Below are 25,623 nucleotides of genomic sequence, written 5' to 3'. Positions count from 1 at the left end.
GGCGCGGAAACGGCGAACCGGCGACGGCGTGCGTCGATGCGCGCTTCGACTCACACTGCGCGGCCGCGCCGCTCTCGGGCCGCGTCGCCGCTCAATGCAGCTTCGGAAAGCCGTGCCGCTCCGCGAGCAGTTCGAGGATGCGGCGCGAATCGGTAACGAAGCGCTTGTCGCCGAGCGTCAGCGCATCGTCGGGCGGCGGCGCATCGTCGCCGAAGACGAGCGCGGGCAGCCCCTGGTGATCGGCGTCGAGCGCGGCGATCGCCGCTTCGCGCGGCCGCGCGAATGGCAGCCGTCGAATGTCGAGACGCGCCTGCTTCGACGGATCGCTCGCGAGCAAGCCTTCGATCGGCACGCTGCCGGGGCAGACGAAACGCTCGCCCGGGTGTTGGGGATCAGTAAACCCGGGTTCCAGCAGGAGCAACAGATCTCGGCTCATCGGCGGTCGGCCTCGCTTGCGAAGCGTGTCGTTGGGAATGCCGACGATTCTGGGCCGGCCGGATGCGAGCCGCCACGAATTTATCCGCAGATCGATATGCGCGGCGGCGTTAAGCGGGCGGCGGCGGCGTGATCGACGCGTCATGGCAAGGCACGCCACGCGGTGGGTCTCGACGCGCTGCTGCATTGCACAACGTATCGGGCACGCGCCGGCCCTGAAGCTCCGGGCTCGAGTCTCCGGCCAAACGGACCCGTGTGATCAACGCCCTCGTCGACGGAATCGTTCCGCCCTGGGCCGCCCAGTCAATACATCAAACACTGACCCAGTTGACAACGATCAAATCGCGGCGTAGCGTTCATTGCGTAACGATCGTTATCAAAAAGAGTCACCGGGATTCCGCGCACGGAACCAGGACGGCTCGACCTTCCGTGTCCGCCCGCGATGCGCCAATTCGATGCGGACGCACCATCGATTCGCAAGATATGGAGAGACCCGATGCCTGCTATTGTCCGCCGCGACGTCCGCTTCGCCCTTCCGCCCGATCGCATCGGCAATTGGCACGTGAACGGCGTGGTCAACACGCATTACTTCAACGCGCTGTCGCTGATGTTCCCGGCAGGCGAGCGCTTTTTCATCGATTCGGTCCGCCATTATCGGGATCGCATTCAGGATCCCGAACTACTGAATCAGGTCCAGGGTTTCATCGGGCAGGAGGCGATGCATAGCCGCGAACACGTCGAATTCAACGACGTCGCCGAAGCCGCCGGCTATCCGGCTCACCGGCTCGACCGAGGCTTCTGGAAATTCACGGGCCTGATGCAGAAGGTGTTGCCGCCGCCGCTTCGGCTTGCGCAGACGATCGCGTTCGAGCACTACACAGCGATCATGACCGACATGCTGCTCAGCAATTTCGAGCATTTCCACGACTCGGCCGACGCGTACGCGAACATGTGGCTCTGGCATTCGATGGAAGAAACCGAGCACAAGGCAGTCGCGTTCGACGTGTGGAACGCGGTAATGAAGCCGGGGCCGATGCGCTATCTGATGCGCGTCGGGTCGATGGTGCTGACGAGCGCCGTGTTCTGGGGAACGAACTTTTATTTCCACATCGCGCTCATGAACGCGCACCGGCGCATGCACGGCAAGGTCTCCGGCAAGTGGGCGTTCGCGAGATTCTTCGCGAAGGGCCTCGTGAAACTGACGCCGCGAACGCTTGCCTACTTCAAGCCCGGCTTCCATCCTTGGGATCACGACAACCGCAGGCACTTCGCGACGCTCGACCGGCTGCTCGCGAACATCGACGCGAGCAATGCGCGATATGCGGCCAATGCGGCGCCGCGGCGCATTCCGCTGCATCCGATGACGGTCCAAGCGAGCTGAGCGAAGCGCGATCGCCGACACGCGATGCGTTGGCGATCGCTGCGCCGTCCGCGAGCACGAGCGCGGCGGCCTCGCGTCGAATCGCTCGGCACGTCCAATCTCACGCAAACGGTGTATTTCATGTCTTCGAATTCGATACAGCGGCGCGACTGGCCGCAAGCCTCGCCGTGGCTATCGCTGATCACGCGCCTGCTCGGCGTGTCGTTCCTGCTGTTCTTCGGCACGGCGATCGTCACGATCCTGCTCGGCATCGACCATCAGGTCGCGGGCGATCCCGTCGGCCTTCTGATATTGCGCCTCGTGCGGTGGGGCGGCGTGCACGGTGGCGGTGAGCACTACGAATTGATGATCTCGGCGATCTACGTCGTGTGGGGCGTCTTCCTGTGGGAGGCCGCCAACGATCTGTTCGAGCACAAGCTGTTTCTCGACTTCACGGTCGTCGCGAATGTCGCTCATTTCGGCCTGATGTTCGTGCAGGGTCTGATAATGCCGGGCGAGCACATCCATCTGGTGGGCGACGTCGCGCTCGGCGGGGTCGCGCTCGCGCTGTTTGCCGCGACGTGGATTCCGGCCCGGAGCAAGGCGGCAAGGCTGCGGATCTCGAATTCCGGACGCTAGCCGGGCGCCTCGCGTATACGCGCGAACGGGTGCCGGGCCCGACGTTGCGCCGCGATTTCCGATCGCGCATGACGGCGGCGGGCCCGACGTTGCGCGATGCTGCGTTGCGCGATGTCCGGCTCGACTCGGCTCGACGAGACGAGACGTATCGCCGAACATGCCCGACGCGCATCGATCGCCGACGGCAAGCAAACTTCGCCGTCGCGCGAACCCACGCAGCCGCATGAGAATTACGAGCGCTTCGGCGAGCGCGTCGGGACTGCGCGGACGGACGCCGCGCGTTGATCGTCACGTCGTCGCACACGCGCGGCGACGTGTCGTGACGTCGGCATCGGATATCGGATCGATGCTTCGGATGCCTCGAATTACACGAACGTCGTATGTCGCCGATGCCGACGGCAACCGCCACGCATCCCATCATGTCGATCGAAACTGCACGGGCTGCATGCGCGAACGCACACTATCGTCATTCGCGAAGACCTCATTCGCAAACGTGCGAATGCACGAACGCACGAACGCGCACAAGCGACGCCCTACTCGACAGCGCGCCGCGGCCAGACGCGCACGAAGCGCATCACGTGCGATCACAGTCAGTGCGCTATTCGATCAGGAATCGCTCGCGATCTTGCCCCGCGATCCACGCGGGCGCGCGGCCGCGCCCCGTCCAGGACGCGCCCGTTTCCGGATCGCGATAGCGCGGCTTCGGCAGCGCGTCGGCTTTCTTCGGACGTCCGAGACGCGGCGGAAACAGATCTTTCTGCGTGAGACCGTACTTGACGATCTTTCTGCGGAGCTCGACGAGCACGTCGGGCAGTTCGACCGCGCGCGCGGTCTTCGCCTGCTGCTTCAAAACATCTAATTGGGCAAGCAATTCCTTGTATGTTGCCATTACCATTTCCCCGTAGATTCCACTGCCTCTTTTCGACCGACAATCGAAAACCGCGTTGTTGTGTTGAATAGTGTCGAAGTCAGTTTTCGGCTATCATAGCCCAATTAGGCCAAGGTGGACTATTTCGATTCAGCAGGGAGCATTCGCCCATGCTCCCTTCCATTCATCACCCTCGTTATGTCATTCTACGCACGCATTTGCGCGCGCTGAGAAGAGCGGCAGGCCTCACCCAGACTCAATTGGCTGAGCGTCTGAGCATCGACCAGTCCTATCTCTCCAAGATCGAACGAGGAGAACGTTATGTCGATATTCTCTTTTATCTCGACTGGTGTCGTCATTGCGGCGTCGAGCCCAACCAGGCCGTATCGGAATTAATCGATGCGGGCGTCTGAAAGACGAGCGCAGCTTCATCTCGCCATTTGAAACGATTTGAATCGCGAGCAGCACCTGTCGCGTCGTTTGTCGGTGTGTTCGTTCACATGTCTTCCTTCATGCCACGCATCGCGCGTACGGATTGCGTGTGATGCGCGATGCGCAGGTTCGCCGCATGCGTGGCGTATGACACGTGCGGTGCGGATCGCTTTGCGGGCGCTTTCCGTGGCGCGGCCGAATCGATCGCGTGGGCCAACGCGACATGTCGCGCTTGCGATCACGTCCGCAACTCCCGCACGCAATCGGAAGCCGCATCGCGTGCCGACATCGAGCACACCCGCAGCGCGCTTTTCCCTTGCAAATCGAACGATGAAACAGCCGCGAACGCACGAACGCATCCGTCGCGCAGCGACGCGATAACACGCCTGCCAGCGCAATCGACAACGAGCGCGCGAACGCGTGCCCGTTGTCGCCCGATCGCCCTCGTCCGGCGCCGCGCTACGCTCACCCGTCCGTCGGCGACGTCAACTGCGCGCGCCGCCCCGCCTGATACGCGTAGTAATACACGGTCAACGCGGCGATCCACAGCGGCCCGATGACGAGCGCGACGCGCGTGTCGGGCGAAAACGCCATCAGCACGACGACGAAGGCGAGAAACGCGAGCGCGACGAGCGACGACACCGGATGGAACGGCACGCGCAGCGGCAGCCGCGCGAGACGCTCGACCGACACGCGGCGGCGAAAGCGCAACTGCGCGATCAGGATCACGCACCAGGTCCAGATCGCGCCGAACGTCGATACCGACGTGAGCCACACGAACACCTTCTGAGGCGCGAAGTAGTTGAGCACGACGCCAACGAACAGCAGCGCCGCCGAGATCAGCACGCCGTACACCGGCACGCCGCGCCGATTCACCGACGCGAGCCGCTCGGGCGCCTGCCCCTGCTCGGCGAGATTGAACAGCATCCGCGCGGTGCTGAAGATCCCGCTGTTGCACGACGACAACGCCGCCGTCAGCACGACGAAGTTGATGACGCCGGCGGCGGCCGGAATGCCGAGCCGCGAGAACGTCATCACGAACGGGCTGCCTTGCGTGCCGATCTGGTTCCATGGGTAGATCGACATGATCACGAACAGCGCACCGACATAGAAGATCACGACGCGCCAGAACACCGAGTTCACCGCCTTCGCGAGCGACTTCTCGGGATTGCGCGCTTCGCCCGCCGTGAGCCCGAGCATCTCGACGCCGAGATACGCGAACATCACGATCGGCAGCGCGCCGACGACGCCCGAGAAGCCGTTCGGCATGAAGCCGCCGTGCGCCCACAGATTCGAGATGCCGGTCGCCACGCCGCCGTTGCCGACGCCCGTGACGATCATCAGTCCGCCGCCCGCGATCATCAGCACGATCGTCACGATCTTGATCAGCGCGAACCAGAATTCGAACTCGCCGTACAGCTTGACCGCGATGAAGTTCACCGCGCCCATCACCATCAGCGCGGCGAACGTCCAGATCCAGTTCGGCACGCCGGGAAACCACATGTGCATGTAGACGCCGACCGCGGTGATTTCCGCCATGCACGTGACGATCCACATGAACCAGTAGGTCCAGCCCGTCAGATACCCGGCGAGCGGCCCGATGTAGTCCTGCGCGTATCGGCTGAACGCGCCCGCGACCGGATTGTCGATCGCCATTTCGCCGAGCGCGCGCATGATGAGGAAGATCGCGACGCCGCCGAGGATGTAGGTCAGCAGGATCGCCGGGCCCGCGGAACGAATCGCGGCGGCGGAGCCGAGAAAGAGGCCGACGCCGATCGTCGCGCCGAGCGCCATCAGGTTGATGTGCCGCTCCTCCAGGCCGCGGTGCAGCCGTTCGTCTTGTGAAGTCACCCATGTCTCCTGTCGGCGCGCGGGTGTGCGCCGCTGTGATGTCGTGTCGAGGGAAGACCGTGGCGTGTTGCGCGCGGCGTGCGATTTCACGGCTTACAGCCTGCGGCCCCGGCCGCGTGCTCCGCCGCTGCCGACCGCTTCGCGAAGACGGCGCGACGCCCGGCGGCGAATCGGATCACCGCGCCCGATCGAAAGCGAATCGCGATCGAACCGCTTCATTCCGTCAATCGCAACGCAGTGGCGCAGCGTCCGAATTCGGCCGGGTGTCGCGACGCATCGCGCAACGCGCATCCGATCGTGCCGAAGCACGCGCGCACGCCGCCGCCCGACAAGCATGAACAAGCGCGCGTGCCACGGGCGCGCATCTGTTTCGTGTTGCTCGGGAAGTCGGCGATGATCGAGCGAACCTCGCAACTTGCGTCGGCGCTCGGATCGGCATTGCACGCTCGGTCGAAATGCAGCGGCAATTATATGAAGAATATGGCGCTCGTCGCCAGCCGTTTCTATCGCATGCAAACGGCAATGTGGCGGCGCAAACGCTGGGCCGCTCACGCGGCCGCGGATGAAACCGGTGCCGCCAGAGGCGGCGAAGGCATGCAGCGAGCCAAGGCGTCGCGAGGCCTTCCGTGGCTCGCCGCATCGCACCTTGCCGCATCACGCCGTTCGTATCTCCGGCGCGCGATGCAAACGAAACCCGTTCCGGTCGATCGACCGGGGCTCTACTCTATTCGCCGCGACGCCATCGCCGCTTGCCGCCGACGCTCACGCAGCCGCCGGCCAGAACACGAGCGCGCGCACCTCGATGCTCCGGCGCGGCGCAGCAGTCACGCGCGTCGTCGGACGCGTCGGACGCGGTGCGCGCGGTGAGGCAAGCGCGGCCGTCGTCGAGCGAATCGTAGATCTTCAGCAGCAGCGTCTCGTCGGCGCGCAGCCGCGGGAAGTAGAACCAGTGGTGCGCGGAATTCGCGACGACCGAATAGGTGTCGCCGACCTTGTCGCGATAGACGAGGTCGCTCGGCACCAGATCGTCGGGCGCGATCGTGCGCGCGTCACCCTTCGCCAGATAGTTGACCTCTGCTTCGATCTCGCCGCCTGCCTGCACAGGCGGCCGCGCTTCGATGACCGTGCTCATCGCGACTACTCCTCGTCAAAACGCTTCCTTGTACGGACGCAGATCGAGTTCCTGCGTCCACGCGCTACGGTGCTGCACATGCAGCTGCCAGTAACTCTCGGCGATCGCGTCGGGCGACAGCAGCCCGTCCGAGCCCGCTTGCGCGGCCTGGTCGGGCGCTGCGCTGCGCAGGCGCTCGCCGTCGATGCCGCCGTCGATCACCGCGTGCGCGACGTGAATGCCGCGCGGCCCGAACTCGCGCGCGAGCGTCTGCGCGAGCGATCGCAAACCGGCCTTCGCCGATGCGAACGCGGCGAACGGCGGCCGGCCGCGCAGCGACGCCGTCGCGCCCGTGAACAGCAGGCTGCGGGGCGCGTCGTCGCCCGCGTCGAGCAGTTGCGCGAGCGCCGCCTTCGCGAACAGAAAGCCGCCGATCACGTTCGTGCGCCACGCGTGCTCGAATTGCGCGGCGCTCAGCTCGAGCGTCGGCGCACGCACCGCGTTGCCTGCGTTGAACACCGCGGCCCGCAGTGTGCCGAGCGTGCGCACTTCGACGGCGAGGCGCTCAACATCGGCTTCGTTCGCGATGTCCCCGCTCGCGACGTGCGCGATGCCGCCTTGCGCACGAATCTCGTCCGCGACCGCTGCGACGCGTTCGTGCGTGCGCCCCGTCAACACGACCGCGAAGCCGCTGCGCGCGAAGCGCCGGCCAACGGCCGCGCCGAGCCCGGCGCTCGCGCCGACGCCCGCGATCCATGCGAGCGGAATGGAAGAGGACGACTCTGTATCGATGGTCATATCGGCGAACCCTATATCGTCAGTCGCGCGTGTGAAACAAAGAAAACGAGATATGTTTATCCGGAAGGCTGCGAACACGCTCGTTGAAGGAGCGTTGAGCATAGAGCGTTTTTAAAACCCTGTAGGCCGCGCAGTCTTGCATGCGGGAAACGGGGCGAGCGGGTGACGGAGATCGGTCCGCAAGACGTTCGAGCGGGCGTTCGCGGCGTGTGTCGATCAATGTGCGGCGGAGCAGCGTCGCAGGCGATCGTCGTGCGCGAACGATCGCTTCCGTCATCGAACGAGTCGATGAAATTTCGATGGCGATGCACGAAGCGACGCGTTGAGACATGCGCGATCACGCTGTCGTTTCCAACGGGCATTCGAGATCGAGATCGGTGCCGAGACAGCCGTCATCGCGTGAATCGCGGAGGGCCAATGGCTCGAACATGCGCCTCCGAACGAGCCGGCGTTGAGCCGCTCACTGCGGCCGCCGATCGCCAATTGCCGATCGTCACTCACGGCATCGTCATGATGGTCGTCTAAACATCGAACGCAATCCGAGCGACGCCGCCCCGCCGACGCGCCACGATGCATCGGCGCTTTCCGAGCGCCCTGCGCGGCCGGCCGCGACGACGGATTCGGAAAACAGCGGAGGACGGTCGAGTCGGTCGAAATCCGCACGAACGCTCACGCTTCGCGCTCGCCCGAGGGCCGGCGCGAGCACATGCCGTCGCCCGTCAGCCGCCCGCCATCACGCCGCCTGTCCCGCCCCTCGCCGAACGAAGCCGCACATCGCGAGCGCGACGGCGGCGAGCGCCGCACCGGCGAAGAACGTCGTCGGCGCGCCGTGGTGCTCCCACAGCCAGCCGGCAAGCGCGCTCGCCGCCAGCATCGCGATCCCGCCCGCGAGATTGAACACGCCGAACGCGGTGCCGCGCAGGTCCGGCGGCGCGGTTTCCGCAACGAGCGCCGCCAGCATCCCCTGCGTGAAGCCCATGTGCAGCCCCCACACGGCGACGCCCGCGAAGAGCGTCGTCACCGACGCGCTCGCGCCGAGCAGCAGATCGGCCGCGATCAGGAGCAGCATGCCGGCCGCGAGCGGCGCGCGCGCGCCGAACCGGTCGGACACGATGCCGACCGGATACGCAGACGCCGCATACGCGACGCTCATCACGACCATGACGGCCGGAATCCACGCGATGTCGAGACCCGCCTGCTGCGCACGCAGCACGAGGAACGCCTCGCTGAAGCGAGCGAGCGTGAACGCGGTGCCGATCAGCACGACGAACCAATAGCGCCCCGAAAACTCGCGCAGCGCGCGCCAGCGCAGCGGTGAGCGAAACGTGCGCGCCGCGGCGGGCGCAGGCGCCGGCTCGTCGACGCCGATCAGGATCAGCACGACCGCCAGGAAAGCGGGCACCACCGCGAACCACAGCACGATTCGGATGTGATCGGCGAACGCGAGCATCAGCGCGATCGCGAGCAGCGGGCCCGCGAACGCGCCGACCGTATCCATCGACTGGCGCAGCCCGAAGCACGCGCCACGGATCTCGGGCGGCGCGATGTCGGCGACGAGCGCGTCGCGCGGCGCGCCGCGGATGCCCTTGCCGACGCGGTCGAGCAGCCGTGCGGCGGCGACCGTAGACGGCCCGCCCGCGAGCGGAAACAGCGGCTTCGTCAGCGCGGCGAGCCCGTAGCCGAGCAGGAGCAGCGCCTTGCGCCGGCCGAGCCAGTCGCTCAGCGCGCCGGAGAAGATCTTGACGATCATCGCAGTCGCCTCGGCCGCGCCTTCGAGCACGCCGAGCGCCGCGACGCTCATCCCCATCGTCGTGACGAGATAGATCGGCAGCAGCGCATGGATCAGCTCGGACGACAAGTCCATGCACAGGCTGACGAAGCCGAGCGCCCACACGGTGCGCGGAATCGGCGGACGGACGGCAGAGGCGGGACGCGCGGGCATGGGCGGGTTCGTGACCGGTCGGGATGGGTTTCGTGCGAAGCGTCGAAGCGACAGCGCGGCGCAGCAACGCGGCGGCTTCGGCTCGGCGAGCCGCCGCCGCGATCGGCGCGGCTAGTCCGTCAAGCCGGCGCGCACCGGATAACCACCGCCGTCATCCGGCTCGACGGGCGGCGCGACGTAGCGCGCGGCGTCGAAGTCGGCGGGCAGCGGCTCGACCGGATAGCCGAGCTTTTCCCACGCGTCGAGGCCGCCCTTCAGCGCGAGCGCGTGGCGGATGCGCTTGCGCTGCAACTGGCTGACGATGCGCTTCGCGGTCGCCTCGTTCGGGCATACGCAGTAGACGACGATCGGCCGCGTCATCAGGTCGGGATGCAGCGGATCGGGCGAATCGAGATCGAGCGGATAGGCGCCCGCGATCCGGTACGCTTCCTTGTCGCGCACCGCGCGTGGCCGCGCGTCGAAAACGACGGGCGGCGCGGCCGATTTCAGCATCGCATCGAGTTGCTGCGGGCTGATGCGGATTTTCGCGAGCCAGCGGCGAAAGCGGACACGCATCACCCAGCGGTACAGCACGAACGTGACGAAGATCGCCGCGAACGCGTCGAACAGCGTGCCGCCGCTCGCGCTCACCCACTGCATCAGCCGCACGATCTCGTCGTGCAGCGCCGCGCCGCCGAAGAGCCACACGCTCGCCCACAGCGACGCGCCGGCGACGTCCCACAGCAGGAACACCCAGACGGCGACGGCCGTCGTGCCGAGGAGCGGCGCGGACACGAGCCCGAGGCCCGGCAGGAATTTCGCGAGCACGAGGAGCGGCGCGCCGTGCTTCTCGAACACCTTGCGCGCGACGCGCAGCGTCGTGTCGAGCGACAGCGAGAAGCGCACGAGCGCGTTGAGGAGCCGCCGGCCGCGCGCGCGGCCGGCGAAGAACCACATCGAATCGGCGAGCACGGTCGCGGCGACCGCCGCACCGAGCATGCTCGCATAGGACGCCTGGCCCATCGCCGCCATCGTGCCGCCGACGATCAGCATCGGCACGGCCGGAACGGGCATGCCGAGCTGCGTGACGAGCACGCTGGCGAACACGGCCCACGGACCGAGCGACGCGGGAATAGCCTGGGGAAAATGCCACACGAACGCACCTCGAACGCGACGAATGCCGAGCCGGGTGGCGTCGGCGCCCGCGAATCGCCGCGGCGCCGGCCGCGGCGCGTGCGCGGCGTAGATCGGCAACCCGCATTCTAAACGCGTTTCGTGACCCGCTCGTGCAAGCAAGCGAGCGCGCGCGTCCGCCCGGCTTCGAGAAACCGGGCGGAATCGCGAACGACAGCGAACGACAGCGAACGACAGCGAACGACAACAAACGACAGCAAACGGCGGCCGCGCGAGCGGCTCACGCGGCCCGCGCCGTCCGCGCGCCTACTCGGACACTTCGATGATGACCTTCAGCGCGCGCGTGTTCGCCGCGTGGCCGAAGGTTTCGTACGCCTGTCCGATGTCGGCGAGCCGAAAACGGTGCGTGATCAGTTGCTTCGGATCGAGCCTCCCCGAGCCGACGGTCTTCAGCAGCATCGGCGTGCTCGACGTGTCGACGAGCCGCGTCGTGATCGTGATGTTGCGGTCCCACAGTGTCTCGAGATGCAGATCCGCCTTCACGCCGTGCACGCCGACGTTCGCGATCACGCCGCCCGGCGCGATGATCTGCTGGCACAGCTCGAACGACGCGGGAATGCCGACCGCCTCGATCGCACAGTCGACGCCCGCGCCCGTCAGCGCCTTCACCTCGGCGACCGCGTCGACCTGGCCGTTGTCGACGCACGCGGTCGCGCCGAAGCGCTTCGCGACCGCGAGCCGGTTCGAGTCCGGATCGATCATCACGATCTGCGCGGGCGAATAGAACTGCGCGGTCAACAGCGCGGCGAGCCCGATCGGTCCTGCGCCGACGATCGCGACCGTGCAGCCCGGCTGCACCTTGCCGTTCAGCACGCCGCACTCGAAACCCGTCGGCAGAATGTCGGACAGCATCACGAGCGCCTCCTCGTCCGCGCCCGGCGAAATCCGGTACAGGCTCGTCTGCGCGTGCGGGATCCGAACGTATTCGGCCTGCGTGCCGTCGATCCGGTTGCCGAGGATCCAGCCGCCCGTCGCGCAGTGCGAATACATCCCGCGCCGGCAATATTCGCACTGGCCGCACGACGAGATGCACGAGATCAGCACGCGATCGCCCTCCTTCAGCGTGCCCACCGCGGCGCCCACGCGATGCACGACGCCGACGCCCTCGTGGCCGAGAATGCGCCCCGGCTCGCAGCTCGGCACGTCGCCTTTCAGGATGTGCAGGTCGGTGCCGCAGATCGTCGTGCGCGTGACGCGCACGATGACGTCCGTCGGCGCCGCCAATTCCGGCATCGGGCGCTCGTCCAGCGATTTGCTGCCGGGCCCGTGATACACCAGCGCTTTCATGTCGTCTCTCCGCTCGCGGGGCGTGGGATGCCCCTCGCGCCCCACTCTATGCGCTTGCCGCGCGCGCCGGTTGACGCGAATCAAGCGCCGCGGCCCATCCGCGTGCGGCGCTCGCGCGCGGCGTCCCCCACGAGCGGGCGGACGGCCGGACGGGCTTTGATCTGAGTCAAGCGCCCCGCCCGCGCCCTTCATAGACTGGGGGCATACGCACAGACGGCGCACCGGGCGCCGGAACCAAGGAGAACGAGCGATGAGCTACAAGAGCATCCTGGTCCATCTCGACACGAGCAACCGCGCGCGCGCGCGGCTCGAAACAGCGCTGACGCTCGCGCGCCAGTTCGGCGCTCACTTGACGGCGATCTTCGCGATCTACACGCCCGAGCCGACGTCGTTCTACGTGATGGCGGGCACCGCCGACTACTTCTCCGATCAGGAGAAGCGGCGCGGCGAGAAGCGCGCGGCGCTCGAGCGCCTGTTCCACGCGGAGCTGACGCGCGCCAACGTGCAGGGACAGTGGATCGTCGCCGATGCGCGCGCGAACGAATCGGTGCCGCACTACGCGCGCTACGCAGACCTCGTGATCGCCGGCCAGACCGATCCGGACGACCCCGAAACCTACGTCGACGACAGCTTCCCCGACACGCTCGTGCTGTCGGCGGGCCGCCCGGTGCTGCTGCTGCCGTACGCGGGCATGCCGTCCGCGCTCGGCACGCGCGTGCTCGTCGCGTGGGACGGCAGCCGCGAGGCGACGCGGGCCGTCCACGACGCGGCGCCGTTCCTCGCACTCGCGACGAAGACGACGATCGTCACCGTGAACGGCGCCACGCAGGAGCCGCCCGGCGGGCGGATTCCGGGCGCCGACATCGCGCTCACGCTCGCGCGCCATCACGCGAACATCGACGTGCGGGATCTCGAACGCTCGCGCGACTCGTCGATCGGCGACGTGCTGCTGTCGCACGCGTACGAATCGGGTTCGGATCTGCTCGTGATGGGCGCATACGGCCACGCGCGCTGGAAGGAGCTGATCCTCGGCGGCGTGACGCGTACGATCTTCGCATCGATGACGGTGCCGGTGCTGATGTCGCACTGAGCCGCGCAACGCCGCGCGCCTCCGCAGCCGCCCGAAGAGGCGCGCGGACGGCAAGCCCCGCGCGCGTGATCCGGGTCAGGCGGGCGGCGCGATGCGCGGCCGATGTTGACCGAACGAAAAAGGTGTTGGGAGACAAACATGTATTCGATCATTCTTGTCGCGCTCGACGGCAGCGAGACCGCGTCGCATGCGCTCGACGCGGCGCTGCAGCTCGCCGTCGACACAGGCGCGCGGCTCGTGCCCGTCTACGTCGTCGACATGCCGGTGTTCGCATTCGATACGCCGGGCTATGACCCGTCGATCCTCATCGACGCGTTTCGCGAGGAAGGCCGGCGCGTGCTCGACGACGCGCAGAGCCGGATGACGCGGCGCGGCGTCGCCGGCGCGCCGCGGCTCATCGAAGTCGAGCCGCCGGGCGAGGACATCGCCGAGCGCCTCGAGCGCGCGGCCCGCGAGATCGGCGCGAGCCTGATCGTGATGGGCACGCACGGCCGGCGCGGCATGCGCCGGCTGATGCTCGGCAGCGTCGCCGAGCGGCTGCTGCGCCACGCCCGCTGCCCAGTGATGATGATCCCTGCCCGCAGCGTGCCGGCCGACGACGCGAACGCGACTCATCCGACGGAGACTGCGTGATGAAATTCAAGACTTTGCTTGTCCATATCGACGACAGCCGCCAGAGCGATGCGCGCACCGAGTTCGCGCTCGACCTCGCGCGGCGCTGGGACGCACATGTGATCGGCCTGTACGTCGTGTGCCAGGATCTGCTGCGGCCGCTCTTTCGCAGCGACGAAAGCCTGCGTCTCGCGGCGAACGAGGCTCAGCACGCCGCACGGCGCGACGAAGCGCAGGCGCGCTTCACGGCCGCGGGCAAACGCTCGGGCGTCAACTTCGAATGGCGCGCGCCGGCCGGCCCGCCCACCGACGTCGCGACGCTGCATGCGCGCCACGCTGATCTCGTCGTGCTCGGCCAGCCCGATCCGGGCGACGACACGGCGTACATCGAACAGCATTTCGTCGACGACGTCGTGATGAGCTGCGGCGTTCCGGCGATCGTGCTGCCGTTCACGGGCGCGATGCGCACGTTCGGCGAGAACGTGCTGGTCGCGTGGGACGGCGGCCGCGAGGCCGCGCGCGCGGTCACGGACGCGCTGCCGATCCTCAGGCGCGCGCGCTTCGTGACGGTGGAAAGCGTTCTGCGGCGCCGCAAGACGGGCGCCGATCTCGCGCCTGCCGGCATCGACGTCGCCGCATACCTCGGCAGGCACGGCATCCAGGCGTCGTTCTCGGCGTCGGCGCATGTGCCCGGCGTCGAAACGGGCGCGGTGCTGCTGAACCGCGCAGCCGACCTGCACGCGGACCTGCTCGTGCTCGGCGCATACGGCCACACACGGACGCACGAGCGCGTGCTCGGCGGCGTCACCCGGACGATGCTCGAATCGATGACGGTGCCGGTGCTGCTGTCGCACTGAGCGGCGCCGCGTCCGCGAGCCGGTGCCGGAACGGATACCGGGGCGCCGAATCGGCGCAACCGCCCGCCGGCCCGGGCCGATATGTACGAAAGAAAGGCGCCCGCTTCCGGGCGCCTTTCGCTTTTACATCGCGCTCGCGTCGTACAGTTCGTGGTGCTTTCGCGATGCTTTCAGCCGGCGATTCCGACGACTGATGCCGTCTCGCCGCGTCAGCGAACGCGCGCCCGATGCCGCAATGCAACAGCCGGGCGCGACGATCCGCGTCACTGCGCGGACTCGTCGTAGCGGCGCAGCAGCACCGGCCGATCCGCGATCCGCAGCAGCGATTCCGCGACGCTGCCGAGCAGCAGCCGGCGAATGCCATGGCGTCCGCTCGTGCCCAGCACCACCAGGTCGGCGTCGCATTCGGCGGCCGTGCGCATCAGCACCACCGCGACGTCCTCGCCATACGAATCGATCGCGCGCACCGTGCCTTCGACGTGATGCTGCGCGAGCCGCGCCTTCGCGTCGGCGAGCACGCGGGTCGCGATCTCGCTCGCCGAGCCGTCTTCCTCCTGCGGCTCGATGTACGCGGCATTGACGTCGACGAGTTGCGGCTTGTGCTCGACGACGCAGACGGCCGTCACCGTTGCGCCGAACGTCTCGGCGATCTTGATCGCTTCGTCCAGCGCGACGCCTGCGCTGCGGCTGCCGTCGAGCGCCGCGAAGATTCGTTTGTACATGGTCGACACCTCCGGGAGAACACCATTCGATCGCGTGCGAACACGCCCTGCCGAGAGTCTCGCGCGACGCGCACGGCCCGCCGTTGACGAGGATCAAGTGTGCGCTCGGGGTGCGCGCACGGCCTACGCAACGCTCGTCGAACATGCGGCGTCGCTTCGTTCGCCATGCCTGCTGCGCAATCCCATTAGCCAAAAACAGCCAATTCGAGCACAATTCATCTCAATATTCATGATAAGAGGCCGTGGCCCACTTGCGAGGGTGTCCGTGCGTTCGGGACGCCGCATCGCAGCCGGCCTCGACCGGGGAGTAAAAGCTTGACGACCGCTCGTGCGACGGTACGAAACGAACGCATGCACGCCGTGCCCTGCACCGGTTCGCCGGTGCGGGCCCGCGCCGGCGCGTTCGCGGCCGCCGGCGCGTTCGGCGCCGGCCGGGCCGGACGCGGCTGCGCGGCGGCCGGCCGCCCGCGCGGTGCGCAGCCGTGCGACCGCCCTGCTCCGTCCGCCGCCGAACGCGCCGCGCACCAGTCGACCTCCCCGACGCAATCGTTTCGACAGGAATATCTCCACCCATGATCAAGGTTTTGATTGCCGACGACCACGCGCTCGTGCGCGACGGCTTGCGCCACATCCTGCAGAATGCATCCGGCTTCGAGGTCGCGGGCGAAGCGTTCGACAGCGCGACGACCATCTCGCTCATCCGCTCGACGCCCGCGCAGGTGCTCGTGCTCGATCTGTCGATGCCGGGACGCAACGGTGTCGAGCTCATCAAGCAGATCAAGGACGAGAAGCCCGCGCTGCGGATCCTCGTGCTGACGATGCACGCGGAGCAGCAGTACGCGGTGCGCGCGTTCCGGGCGGGGGCGTCCGGCTATCTGACGAAGGAAAGCGCGAGCTCGGAGCTCGTCGGCGCGGTGACGAAGGTCGCGTCGGGCGGCGTGTACGTGAGCCTCGCGATGGCCGAGCGCTTCGCGCAAAGCCTGAACGAGCCGGCCGAGACGCTGCCGCACCATCGGCTCTCCGACCGCGAGTTCGACGTGTTCCGCCGGATCGCGTCCGGACAGACGCTCACGCAGATCGCCGACGAGCTGTGCGTCAGCGCGAAGACGGTCAGCACGTACAAGACGCGAATTCTCGAGAAGATGCAGATGCCGCACGAAGCGGCGCTCGTGCGCTACGCGCTGCGGCACAAGCTGATCGACGACCCGGACGAGGATTGACGGCCGCGGGCGGGCCCGCACGCGGCGGCTACGCGCGGCCGGCGCGCGCCCCGCGCGCCCTCACAGGTTGAACGCCTTCGACATCTTCAGCTCGATCCAGGTCATGCCGGCGCGCAGCCCCTCGAGCATCGCGTCGCGCTCGGTCGGAAACGTCCTGCTGTGCCGGAACGCGTGCTTGAATGCGCCGCTCGGCGCGCCATGCATCACCTTGATATCGCACACGTAACCGCCCTGCACCGGCGACGTCGTCACTTCGACCGTCCAGTCGCCTTCCTGAATGTTGCCTGACAACGTCATGTCGCTCTCCTGCCGAATCGGCCGCCGCGGCGCAACGCGAAGCCGCGCGGCGCGCGGGCGCTACTCGTAAAGGAATCGAAAGAACCCGCTGTGCAGCAAGACCGGCTTGCCGCCGATCTCGGTGAGCATCCGGCGCGCGGCATGCTCGATCTTGCCGCGGTGCAGGTCGAACGCCGTAAGCAGATCGTCTTCCTTCAGCGATGCCGCGCCGAAATGATCCTCGAGCGCCTCGGCCGTGATCGCGCATTGCACGTACTCGCCGTCGACGAGCGCGGGGAATGCGACGACGAGATCGCGCGCACAATATTCGGGCGGCGGATCTTGAGGAAACGAAATCTTCATGACGGGCATGACAGCCTCCTGTAGCCGCTGCCGGGACGGGCAACGGATCCATCGATGCTTCAGCATAGAGCCGCGCCGCCGCACGCGCTTGACCCACGTCAACCGGCCGCGCGCGGCGCACGGTTGATCTGCGTCAACGCGCCGGGCGGCGGCGGAACGATGATCGTCGCATCGCACGCCCCGTCACATCCGGTGTGCCGGCCCCGCGAGCGTCGAACGAAGAGGCGAGCCATGACACTGAAAGCGAATCTCGAAGGCGTCCGCGACACCTATCGCCTGTGCTTCGTGCGCAGTCCGTGGGCCTACTTCACGTGCCTGCCGCTCGACCGCCAATGCGGCGACCGCTGGAGCGAGGCGCCTTACGAGCTGTATGCGGGGCCGCCCTATGGGGACAGTCCGGACCAGCTCCTGCGCGTCGCGTTCGACGGCCCGCTGCTGCCGCCCGAGGCCGGGCGCAGCGCCGTCACCTGCAGCGTCGTCGACATCAACGAAGGGCTCGCGCCGTGGCTGCGAACCGAAAGCTACTTCGGCGGCGAGCCGCTGTCGATCGCCGCAGGCGCGACGCTCCGCACGTTCGTCGAAACGGTCGAGAAAGCGGGCGGCACGGTGTTCATTCCGCTCGGCTGGGGAGAATTGCCGCTCGCGGACAAGCGCGCGCATTCGGCTGTCGTGCCGAGCTGATCGGTAAGCGGATGAATCCGGGAATCGGAATAAGCCGGCGATGGACAACCGGCGGCCGTCCCGACCGCGACAGCCGCGCCAGCCGTTCGATGACCGGCCAGCCCCACGCCTGCGTCGCGCCGACGGCGTGATTTCGTGTGCTTTCAAGGCGGATGAATCGTCCGATGTGGGACTCGCGTCGCGACGCGGTCAGCGCTCGTCCTTCGGCGTCGGATTCAGCAGCACGACGAACGCGGCGACGCCGAGCGACAGCGCCACCACGCCATACAAAAATTCGGCATTACTGTCGAACAGCAGACCGCGAATGGCTTCCATCATCCCCGCGAGCGATATGAATACGGCGATGGTCGCGAGAATGACCCGATATTTGCGCACCATGACGGTCTCCTGGCTTCGTGTGTGCGGCCGCCCGACTGCGTGCGCGGCCCGCGCGCCGGCGTCGTCACGCGCGATCGACGCGCGTGCTTTCCATCCAGCCTGCCTGTATGATCGCCCGTCGCGCGACGGCGGCCTTGACGTGAATCAAGCGCCGTCCGCCCGTGTGAACGCGCCCGGCGAAGCGTCGGCGATGCGCGTAGACCTACGCCTCCGCCGCGCAAAAAGCCAAAAGCGTCGCTGTACAATGCACGGGCACCATCGCCCCGCGCCGCGCCCGCGCAACGGGCACGGCCGACGCAACCCGCCAGCGCGCCGCGCGCTTGCGTCGAACGGCAACCGTAGCCTCGTGGGAAATGCATGGATTCGGACATCATGCACATCGGCGGACGCATCCGCCGCCTGCGCCGCGAGTTGAAGAAAACGCTGCTCGAGGTCGCCGCCGAGGCAAACCTGTCGGTCGGATTCCTGTCGCAAGTCGAACGCAACCTGACCGGCATTTCGATCTCTTCGCTCGTCAATGTCGCGAGAGCGCTGCGCGCGCCGCTCAGCGCGCTCGTCGACCAGCCCCGTCAGGATCAGCCGGATTCGCATCAAGGCAGCCGCGAATCGTATTCGATCCGCCCGACGCAGCAGCGCTACGAGCGCCTGTCGACCACCTTCACGGACAGCCAGCTCAACGCGGTCAAGGTGTCGATGATGGAAGGCTATTGCTCCGAATGGGTCGCGCATGCCAGCGACGAATTCGTGTTCGTCCTGTCGAGGCGCGTCCGCTACACCGTCGGCAAACAGGACTTCCCGCTCGGCCCGGCGATTCGCCGCACTTCAATGCGCATGAGCGGCACCGCGTCGTGAACGTCGGCAACGCGCCCGTCGAGCTGATCGCGGTCGGCACGCTGCCGCTCTTCGGCGATGGGCAGCCGGCGTTCCCATCGCTGCCGGGCGGGCAGAAGCCGCTACGCACGCGCGCCGCGCGCAAGACGGCCGAGCCGCCGCCCGCGGAAGAGCCTTCGGCGCGGAAGACCGAACGGCCGAAGCGTGCGCCCGCCGCACGCACGATCGCGACGAGCGGCGCGCCACGGCGCGGCGTGAAAATGACCGCGCGCTGAGCGGCGCGGAAGCGAAACCGGCGGGCTTGTCCGCATCGCTTTCGCTGCGTCGGATATTCGATCGGGCGATGTGGACGCGCGCGACATCGCGTCGCGCACGCGCGCACGTTCGCGCCCGCGGCTCTGCACGACGCGAGCTCGCTGGGCATTGCGCGCGATCTGCTTGCGATTGACGGCGAGCAGGCCGTCGTCGTGACGCGCATTCGATATGTCCATCGCGATTTGCGGCGTCAGTTTATTTGGCGATCGAATTGACACATTTTCCCGCAATCGATGAAATAGATCTTTTGACTTTTTCTAAAAATAAATCGATCACCCTTCATCAGCTCATCTCGCACATCGATTTCCATTTCTCTCTGCCATAATTATTTGCATATTTTTTGCATCTTTAATACGATTGCGGTCGCGATCAGCGAGCGGTCCGCACGATAGGTTCACTTCGTTGCATATGCGCGCCGGTCGGCCGTGGAAGGCTGCCTCCCTCCCGAGCTCAAGCAAATTCCATGACGAATCACCCTGGAAAGATCGGCAGGATTGCGGCACGCTGAAATTTTTTCATTCAATAAACCACGAATACGAAATAGAAAAGACTGAAGCGGCACACGAATCTTGTTCATAGGCCTGCGTCACGATTCGCCTGACCGAATCCGTCCGGGGTCGGGAAAATCGTCAATGGCGATCATTGGAATAAAACGAACCCACTATGAAAAGCAAGCACGTCGATGTACTGATCAATGGCAGCGGTATCGCAGGTGTCGCGCTCGCGTACCTGCTTGGAAGACGCGGCTACGGCGTCACGGTCGTCGAGCAACTGGCGCGGAATCGGGCACAAAACGGCGCCGATTTGCTGAAGCCCTCCGGCATCGACATCATTCGCGGAATGGATCTGCTCGACGACGTCTTCGCTGCCGGCGGGCTCGAGCGCGATGCGATGAAGCTGTTCCACGACAAGGAACCGATCGCATCGCTGGACTATCGGGTTTCCAGCACGCTCGGCTTCTTCATTCTGATTCCTTGCGAGCAGTTGCGTCGCTTGCTGCTCGGCAAGCTCGACGGCCTGCCCAATGTGGATTTGCGCTTCGAGACGTCCATCGAGCAAGTCGAGCAAGACGCCGGCGGCGCGGTGACGTCGCTCGTATTGAGCGACGGCGAGACCGTCTCGCCCAATGTGCTCGTCGGCGCCGACGGAGCGCGCTCGATGATTCGCACCGACATCCTGCGCATGCACGCCGAGCGCATTCCGTATGCGACGCCGATGGCATTCGGCACGATTCCGCTGACCGACAGCGTTCGGGAATGCAACAGGCTATACGTCGATTCGAGCAAGGGGCTCGCCTACTTCTACCCGATCGGTAACGAAGCGACGCGTCTCGTCGTCAGCTTTCCCGCAAACGACATGCAAGGCTATCTTGCCGACGCCACGCGTGCGAAGCTGGTGTCGCGTCTGAGCGAATTCGTCAGTCACGAGAGCGCCGATGCGATGGCGATGATAGGCGCGGGTACGGAATTTCCGTTGATACCGCTCGGCCGGATGAATCTGAGCCGCTATCACAAGCAGAATGTCGTGCTGCTCGGCGATGCGGCTCACAGCATCCATCCGATTACCGGCCAAGGGATGAACCTCGCGATCGAGGATGCCGGCGAGCTCGGCTGTTGCCTCGACCGGTATTTGAGCGGACAGGTCGCGCTGGCCGAAGCGCTGGGCTCGTTCGAACGTGTGCGGCATCCCGTCAACGAGGCCGTGATTTCCTACGGCCACTCGCTGGCGACGGCCTATCACGATCGCTCGGCACTCCTCGCCAACTTCCGATCCCAATTGCAAACGAGCGGGCGAGACTCGGCTCTGCTGGGAACCGCTGGCGAAGCGTGACCCGGAAAGCGGTCTCATGTTCCGCGCAATCGCACCGTTCCATCATGGGGTGCAAGCAGACAACGGCTCCGGCGGTCCGGCACGATCGGCGCGAAGCCATGCCGCGTGGACGTCCAGCGATAAAGCTGCAACAAGTTGTATCGATGATTCGTCCGGATTGGGTCCCGGGAACGGAAAGCCGCCCCCATATTCGGCGCTCCCCAAACTCAGCCGGATGAACATCGCGATGAACGCCGCAGCCGGCTTTGCGCGCTGGACAGCGCCACGATCTGGTTGATCGCAGGATCGCACACCGAATGCGAGTGTCAATTTTCACGGCCGCCGTCATTCGCGGCCCTCTTCATCCTTCGACGACGCCCCGTATCACAACACATCCGGCAACATCCCGCACGGCGCCGTTAACCTCGTCTTAAGACAGATTCGTCAAGCTGTCATGGCCGACCGCGAGCACGCTCGCCCGCGGCGGGGACAAATGGAGGTACGCATCATGAAGTCCGCTCTGAAAACGGTCGCGCTTGCACTCGCACTCGCTGTTCCGGCCCTGTCGTTTGCGCAACCGTCGTCCAATGGGCCGCTGACGCGTGCGCAAGTGCGCAACGAACTGATCCAGTTCGAAAAAGCCGGCTATCAGCCGTCGAAGAACCAGTACCCGGCGAACATCCAGGCAACCGAAGCTCGCATCGCATCGGCAAGCGGCGGCGTCAACACGTCGAGCTCCGGCTACGGCGGCACCGCCGCCGGCGCGATGCAATCCGGTCAGCGCGTCTCGCCGACATCGGGCGGCTGGGACGCGCCGTATCGTCATCACTGATCGAAGCGCGCATCGGCCAGACCGATCGTGCACGCGGCCCTGCGCATTGATAGCGCTCGATCGACGAGCCGGGAACGGCGACGCGTGTCGCACGGACTCGATCCGGGCGGCATATGCGCCTTTCAACGCCTGCCGCCCGTATGATTCACCAATGATCCGCAGCGCGGGACGACGGAGGAGAGCGAACGGTCGCGAGACGCCAAGTCCGCGTCGTTCGCTTCACCGTCGCCCCGCGCTCGCAAACGTTCGATCGCGCGTCAGTTCTTCGCCGGCAGCGTCGGCTCGCCCGCCGTCGTCGCGTTGCGCACCCAATCGGCAAACTCGTTGTCGTAGCGGCGGCCGATGTACGCGACGTAGTTCTCGTAGCCGTCGTAGTCGCCGGTGCGAAAGCGCGACACGATCGTGTCGACGTCGGCGCGATGGCGCTCGAACATGAAGCGCGTCGCCATGTAGCCCCACCGGTACGCGCGCGCGACATAGTCGCTCGATGAGTAACGCGTCCCGAGCACGTCCGAGAACTGGTACGTGCCCATGCGCGCGGCGTCGATCGATTCCTGGTTGTCGTTCTTTCTCGACAGATACTCGGCGACGCCTTCGATCCACCAGACGGTCGGCTTCGCGGTGCTCGCCGTGAAATCGCCCGCCATGTCGTAGCGGCCGTCGAGATAGTGCGTGAACTCATGCTCGAGATTCCAGACCTTGAACTCCGGCCGCAGCCACGAGGCTTCGTGCGCGATGAAGCGCGCCTGATTGCCGGGCGCCGACGGATCGCCTTCGAGATACATGCCGCCGTTGTCGGTGCTGATTCCGTAGATCACCGAAGCATACTTTCGATAGTTCTCGTAGTCGTCGAACACGACGAGCTCGATCGTATCGTTGCGATCGCCTGCGACCGGCTTGCGTCCGGTCTTCATCATCCGGTGGAAATAGTCGTCCTGTAGCGCGACCGCCGCGCACACCGACTGAAGCTGAGGCGCCGTCATGTCCTGCGCGAGAATGCGCACGCTCGCGTTGCATGCGTGACGGCGCGTGAGCACCGCGTCGGTCAGCCGCTTCTTGTAGTCGCACGTGCCGTAGTCCGCGCAGTTGCCCGAATCGCCATAGTCGACCGCCTCCGCCGCCGCGAGCCACAGGTCGCTGCCCGCGCCCGTCATGCTCGTCGACGCGAGCATGTCCTGGATCATCTTCTTCACGCGCGGCTTCTGCGCCGGATAGCGGAGAAAGCGAAACGTTTCGCGCGCCGCATCCGCCAGTTGATAGGCGGCGCTCGTGTTCGACAGGCTCGCGCGGTTCGCCGTGACGAAGCGATCGAGCGTCTCCGGCAGCGTCGCGTCGCTGCCGAGCATCTGCTGCGCGGCGCTGCGCTGATGCGCGTAGAAGAACACGGTCAGCAGGCCGGTGAAGCCGCCCGCCGCGCTCGGCTGCAGCAGCGGCGCCGCGGCTTGCGGATTCGCCGCGCTTGCGGTGTAGAGCGCGACGCGGTCCTTCAGCGTCGGCAGGTAGTACGCTTCGTCCTTCATGTTCGTGATGAGCTTCATCAACTCGTTCGCGGTGCTCGGCGCACGCGAATTCTCACGAAACAGCGCGTCGCCCGCGAGGCTCTGCCGAATGTACGGACGCAGCCATACGGCGAGATCCGGAATCGGATTGGCAAGACCCGATACCTCATATTGGTAATAAGCGGAACGCAGATAAATCAGCAAATTGACCAAAATCAAATTGCTCGCGTCGTATCGATATATGTCCTGCACGAAACGACTCGCGACCGCATGAACATTTTCGGCATTGAAAATCTGCGTGGCCAGCGGTTTATCGACCGAAAACAGGCCGTAATGGCATTCGTAATCAGGAAGATTCGCGATGTAATCGGCAAGCGCGGCGCCGTGATATTGGGTCATCGCCGACATGTCGCGGCAATCAGCGCCCGGCGCGCTGCGCTTGCTGCGCGTCGCCTGCTGCTTCTGCCGCAGCGGTTCGACGAGCGTCGCGCGATCCTGCTTGCTGAGTGGCAGATTGTATTCGGCCTGCTCGGGCGACAGCGGCAAGTTCTGCGGCAAACGCGGCATGCGCGCCTGCTTTTCCTGCGACGGCTGCGTATTGGCCCACGCCGTGCCGACCCAGCCCGTGAATACCGACATCGCGATGACGGCGGACCAGCGACGGGCCTTGCGAGACACCTCTGTTATTAGCATTTGACTTGCCCTCGGTTATTTTGGAGCGCAAAAGATATAACACCGATGATTAACAAGTCAATTTAACAGACGAATTATCAATATATTTTATATTGTTGAATTATTATCGCTTTAAATTCGGCTTTCACAATAATGCGATCGAGTGACGAAGCGTCCGCGGCGCTTGTCGGATTGCCGTGCGCGCGGCGCCGTCTGTCCGGTTTTGCGCGATCTTGCGTGCGCGCTTCGCGATGGGCCGGCGAACGCGCGATCGGATCGCGGCAAACGAGCGGAATCCGAATGGAATCGCACGGAAACGGCGCCGCGCGCGATCGACATCGTGCGCGATGCGCTCGGCCGACGGCTCGCGTCACGCCGCGCATCGACGGATGCGCGGCCAGCGGCGCACGCGATGCGCGTCTTCGGCGGCCGGCCATGCCGTGTGCTTCGCCCTCAGCCGAGATCGGCGACCAACGCGTGATATTCGCGCTCGCCGGACACGAAGCGGTGAACGGGCCGATATCCGAGCTTCGCGACCGCATTGACTGATCGCTCGTTATCGACGGCAATGAAGCTGATTGCGTTCTTGAAGCGAGTTTTGGCGGAAGCGATCGCGAAACCGATCATCTTTTCGAGAATTCCATTTCCGCGCGCCACCCGACTCAAGCACATCGGGCCGAATAGACATACGGTATCGGATAATTCTTCCAGCGTATATTCGCCGCTCTTTTCGAACGATGCGACGAGCGCATCGATGATCGCATTGCCGCGCCACGGATCGAGGCGGGAAATGCAGAAGAATCCTGCGAACTCCGATTCTTCGTAGGCGACGACAATGCCGATGTCCGACGCGATCGCGTCGACCTTCTTCTCGGGAATTTCCGCAGAAAGGAAGCCATTTTTGCGCTCCGCCTCGGTGAGATTGACGATCTGATTTGCGTTCTGCAATGACAGGATGTTCGGATAATCCCCGGAATGGGCCATTCTGACTACGGTCGATTCAGCCATGTCTGTTTGTTCATTTAAATGAAAGATGGCGATTCTATAGATTATTACACTTCGAAAGCTAGAATGTTCATACGAATAGAGAAGCGCCGGTCCATATATTTCGCCGTTGCAATTCGAAGAAAAGCGCATCGAAATGGCGCTTGGACATTGATTTATCTATCGTTTATCGAAACGGGCAGGCCATCGATCGATGCAGTCGCCGGCCGCAACCTCGCTCGCGACGTCGCACGAATCGATCTGCCTCGCTCGCCTCGTCGAACGCGATGCCGCCGCGCATCGCGATTCGGCATCCGCGCGCGATCGCGCCAGCGCGATGGATCGATCCCCGAACGCCTCATGCACCGCGCACTGCCTCGCTTGCATCGGCTGCCGGACGACTTCTTCAGCGTATCGTCCATCGGCTGCGTCAGCGAGCCTCTCGCCCGTCCCGTCGATCGTCCCGCGCGCTCGATCATGCGAGCCTTCCCCCAGCCCCGAGCCGTTCACCGCCGGCCATTTCCGCTCGTACCGGTCGGTTAGAATCGCGTGCGATCAAACCGAAAGCTTCCCTCCGAGAGCAATC

The 25,623-nt window shown here is 65.7% G+C and carries 24 protein-coding genes and 2 pseudogenes; 11 read left to right on the top strand and 15 right to left on the bottom strand.

The window, feature by feature from the left end:
* Positions 1-91: 91 nt before the first annotated feature.
* Entirely contained in the window at positions 92-436 is a 345-nt protein-coding gene (locus WS69_RS19955) for a DUF3088 domain-containing protein (RefSeq protein ID WP_059472407.1), read from the bottom strand.
* Positions 437-931: 495 nt separating this feature from the next.
* On the opposite strand from WS69_RS19955, the gene WS69_RS19950 reads away from it, so the two are divergent.
* Both WS69_RS19950 and WS69_RS19945 read left to right on the top strand, forming a co-directional pair.
* Complete coding sequence (locus tag WS69_RS19950) at positions 932-1,816, top strand: metal-dependent hydrolase (protein ID WP_059472406.1); 885 nt, start codon at positions 932-934, stop codon at positions 1,814-1,816.
* Between the two features lie 120 nt (positions 1,817-1,936).
* Positions 1,937-2,434 (top strand): DUF6632 domain-containing protein, encoded by a 498-nt coding sequence (locus tag WS69_RS19945; RefSeq protein ID WP_059472441.1) that lies wholly within the window; start codon positions 1,937-1,939, stop codon positions 2,432-2,434.
* Positions 2,435-3,032: 598 nt separating this feature from the next.
* On the opposite strand, the gene WS69_RS19935 is transcribed toward WS69_RS19945, so the two are convergent.
* Positions 3,033-3,323 carry an H-NS histone family protein gene (locus WS69_RS19935; protein ID WP_162498996.1) on the bottom strand — a complete coding sequence of 97 codons (291 nt, stop codon included), beginning with the start codon at positions 3,321-3,323 and terminating at the stop codon, positions 3,033-3,035.
* A 149-nt stretch (positions 3,324-3,472) separates the two neighbouring features.
* Here WS69_RS19935 and WS69_RS31605 point away from each other — a divergent pair, with 149 nt between their 5' ends.
* The gene (locus tag WS69_RS31605) at positions 3,473-3,715 is read left to right on the top strand and encodes a helix-turn-helix domain-containing protein (protein WP_066483931.1); all 243 of its coding nucleotides are present in this window, start codon (positions 3,473-3,475) and stop codon (positions 3,713-3,715) included.
* 484 nt (positions 3,716-4,199) lie between these two features.
* On the opposite strand, the gene WS69_RS19930 is transcribed toward WS69_RS31605, so the two are convergent.
* The 7 genes and pseudogenes from WS69_RS19930 to WS69_RS19900 form a co-directional block, all read right to left on the bottom strand.
* The gene (locus WS69_RS19930) at positions 4,200-5,585 is read right to left on the bottom strand and encodes an amino acid permease (protein ID WP_082716333.1); all 1,386 of its coding nucleotides are present in this window, start codon (positions 5,583-5,585) and stop codon (positions 4,200-4,202) included.
* Positions 5,586-6,347: 762 nt separating this feature from the next.
* Positions 6,348-6,648: pseudogene (locus tag WS69_RS19920) on the bottom strand (CmcJ/NvfI family oxidoreductase); the annotation flags it as partial.
* 84 nt (positions 6,649-6,732) lie between these two features.
* Positions 6,733-7,494, bottom strand: coding sequence for an SDR family NAD(P)-dependent oxidoreductase (locus WS69_RS19915; protein ID WP_059472402.1), 762 nt, complete (start codon positions 7,492-7,494; stop codon positions 6,733-6,735).
* A gap of 19 nt (positions 7,495-7,513) precedes the next feature.
* Positions 7,514-7,825, bottom strand: coding sequence for a hypothetical protein (locus WS69_RS33575; protein WP_156438265.1), 312 nt, complete (start codon positions 7,823-7,825; stop codon positions 7,514-7,516).
* Between the two features lie 402 nt (positions 7,826-8,227).
* Positions 8,228-9,436: an MFS transporter gene (locus WS69_RS19910; RefSeq protein ID WP_059472401.1), complete on the bottom strand. Its 1,209-nt coding sequence runs from the start codon at positions 9,434-9,436 to the stop codon at positions 8,228-8,230.
* A gap of 111 nt (positions 9,437-9,547) precedes the next feature.
* The gene (locus WS69_RS19905) at positions 9,548-10,570 is read right to left on the bottom strand and encodes a VTT domain-containing protein (RefSeq protein ID WP_059472440.1); all 1,023 of its coding nucleotides are present in this window, start codon (positions 10,568-10,570) and stop codon (positions 9,548-9,550) included.
* A 285-nt stretch (positions 10,571-10,855) separates the two neighbouring features.
* Positions 10,856-11,896 (bottom strand): zinc-dependent alcohol dehydrogenase family protein, encoded by a 1,041-nt coding sequence (locus tag WS69_RS19900; protein ID WP_059472400.1) that lies wholly within the window; start codon positions 11,894-11,896, stop codon positions 10,856-10,858.
* A 250-nt stretch (positions 11,897-12,146) separates the two neighbouring features.
* Here WS69_RS19900 and WS69_RS19895 point away from each other — a divergent pair, with 250 nt between their 5' ends.
* From WS69_RS19895 to WS69_RS19885, 3 genes are all read left to right on the top strand, one after another.
* Positions 12,147-12,986, top strand: a complete 840-nt coding sequence (locus WS69_RS19895) for a universal stress protein (RefSeq protein WP_059472399.1) — start codon at positions 12,147-12,149, stop codon at positions 12,984-12,986.
* A gap of 138 nt (positions 12,987-13,124) precedes the next feature.
* Positions 13,125-13,619: a universal stress protein gene (locus WS69_RS19890; protein ID WP_059472398.1), complete on the top strand. Its 495-nt coding sequence runs from the start codon at positions 13,125-13,127 to the stop codon at positions 13,617-13,619.
* Positions 13,619-14,455, top strand: a complete 837-nt coding sequence (locus WS69_RS19885) for a universal stress protein (protein ID WP_059472397.1) — start codon at positions 13,619-13,621, stop codon at positions 14,453-14,455. Before WS69_RS19890 ends, WS69_RS19885 begins: the two co-directional genes overlap by 1 nt.
* Before the next feature lie 263 nt (positions 14,456-14,718).
* On the opposite strand, the gene WS69_RS19880 is transcribed toward WS69_RS19885, so the two are convergent.
* Entirely contained in the window at positions 14,719-15,177 is a 459-nt protein-coding gene (locus WS69_RS19880; protein WP_059472396.1) for a universal stress protein, read from the bottom strand.
* A 572-nt stretch (positions 15,178-15,749) separates the two neighbouring features.
* On the opposite strand from WS69_RS19880, the gene WS69_RS19870 reads away from it, so the two are divergent.
* Positions 15,750-16,397, top strand: a complete 648-nt coding sequence (locus WS69_RS19870) for a response regulator (protein ID WP_059472394.1) — start codon at positions 15,750-15,752, stop codon at positions 16,395-16,397.
* A 60-nt stretch (positions 16,398-16,457) separates the two neighbouring features.
* Here the strand turns inward: WS69_RS19870 and WS69_RS19865 are convergent, their stop codons facing one another.
* Positions 16,458-16,694, bottom strand: coding sequence for a hypothetical protein (locus WS69_RS19865; protein ID WP_059472393.1), 237 nt, complete (start codon positions 16,692-16,694; stop codon positions 16,458-16,460).
* A 60-nt stretch (positions 16,695-16,754) separates the two neighbouring features.
* Positions 16,755-17,045: a DUF1488 domain-containing protein gene (locus WS69_RS19860; RefSeq protein WP_010108636.1), complete on the bottom strand. Its 291-nt coding sequence runs from the start codon at positions 17,043-17,045 to the stop codon at positions 16,755-16,757.
* A gap of 222 nt (positions 17,046-17,267) precedes the next feature.
* On the opposite strand from WS69_RS19860, the gene WS69_RS19855 reads away from it, so the two are divergent.
* Positions 17,268-17,717 carry a hypothetical protein gene (locus WS69_RS19855; RefSeq protein WP_059472392.1) on the top strand — a complete coding sequence of 150 codons (450 nt, stop codon included), beginning with the start codon at positions 17,268-17,270 and terminating at the stop codon, positions 17,715-17,717.
* Between the two features lie 189 nt (positions 17,718-17,906).
* Here WS69_RS19855 and WS69_RS19850 read toward each other — a convergent pair whose 3' ends face one another.
* Positions 17,907-18,095: a DUF2964 domain-containing protein gene (locus WS69_RS19850; RefSeq protein ID WP_059472391.1), complete on the bottom strand. Its 189-nt coding sequence runs from the start codon at positions 18,093-18,095 to the stop codon at positions 17,907-17,909.
* Between the two features lie 357 nt (positions 18,096-18,452).
* On the opposite strand from WS69_RS19850, the pseudogene WS69_RS19845 reads away from it, so the two are divergent.
* From WS69_RS19845 to WS69_RS19835, 3 genes and pseudogenes are all read left to right on the top strand, one after another.
* Positions 18,453-19,201: pseudogene (locus WS69_RS19845) on the top strand (helix-turn-helix domain-containing protein).
* A 703-nt stretch (positions 19,202-19,904) separates the two neighbouring features.
* Complete coding sequence (locus WS69_RS19840) at positions 19,905-21,071, top strand: FAD-dependent monooxygenase (protein ID WP_059472390.1); 1,167 nt, start codon at positions 19,905-19,907, stop codon at positions 21,069-21,071.
* A gap of 487 nt (positions 21,072-21,558) precedes the next feature.
* Complete coding sequence (locus WS69_RS19835; RefSeq protein WP_059472439.1) at positions 21,559-21,882, top strand: DUF4148 domain-containing protein; 324 nt, start codon at positions 21,559-21,561, stop codon at positions 21,880-21,882.
* Positions 21,883-22,139: 257 nt separating this feature from the next.
* Here WS69_RS19835 and WS69_RS19830 read toward each other — a convergent pair whose 3' ends face one another.
* Positions 22,140-24,074 carry a collagenase gene (locus tag WS69_RS19830; RefSeq protein ID WP_059472389.1) on the bottom strand — a complete coding sequence of 645 codons (1,935 nt, stop codon included), beginning with the start codon at positions 24,072-24,074 and terminating at the stop codon, positions 22,140-22,142.
* 432 nt (positions 24,075-24,506) lie between these two features.
* A complete protein-coding gene (locus tag WS69_RS19820) occupies positions 24,507-25,061 on the bottom strand; it encodes an acetyltransferase (RefSeq protein WP_082716329.1) in 555 nt (184 codons plus the stop codon).
* Positions 25,062-25,623: the final 562 nt, after the last annotated feature.

Source organism: Burkholderia sp. BDU5, assembly GCF_001522845.1.
Classification (GTDB): Bacteria; Pseudomonadota; Gammaproteobacteria; order Burkholderiales; family Burkholderiaceae; genus Burkholderia; species Burkholderia mayonis.
Note: the sequence above shows the minus strand (reverse complement) of the source record. Positions and strands in the feature narration are given on the sequence as shown.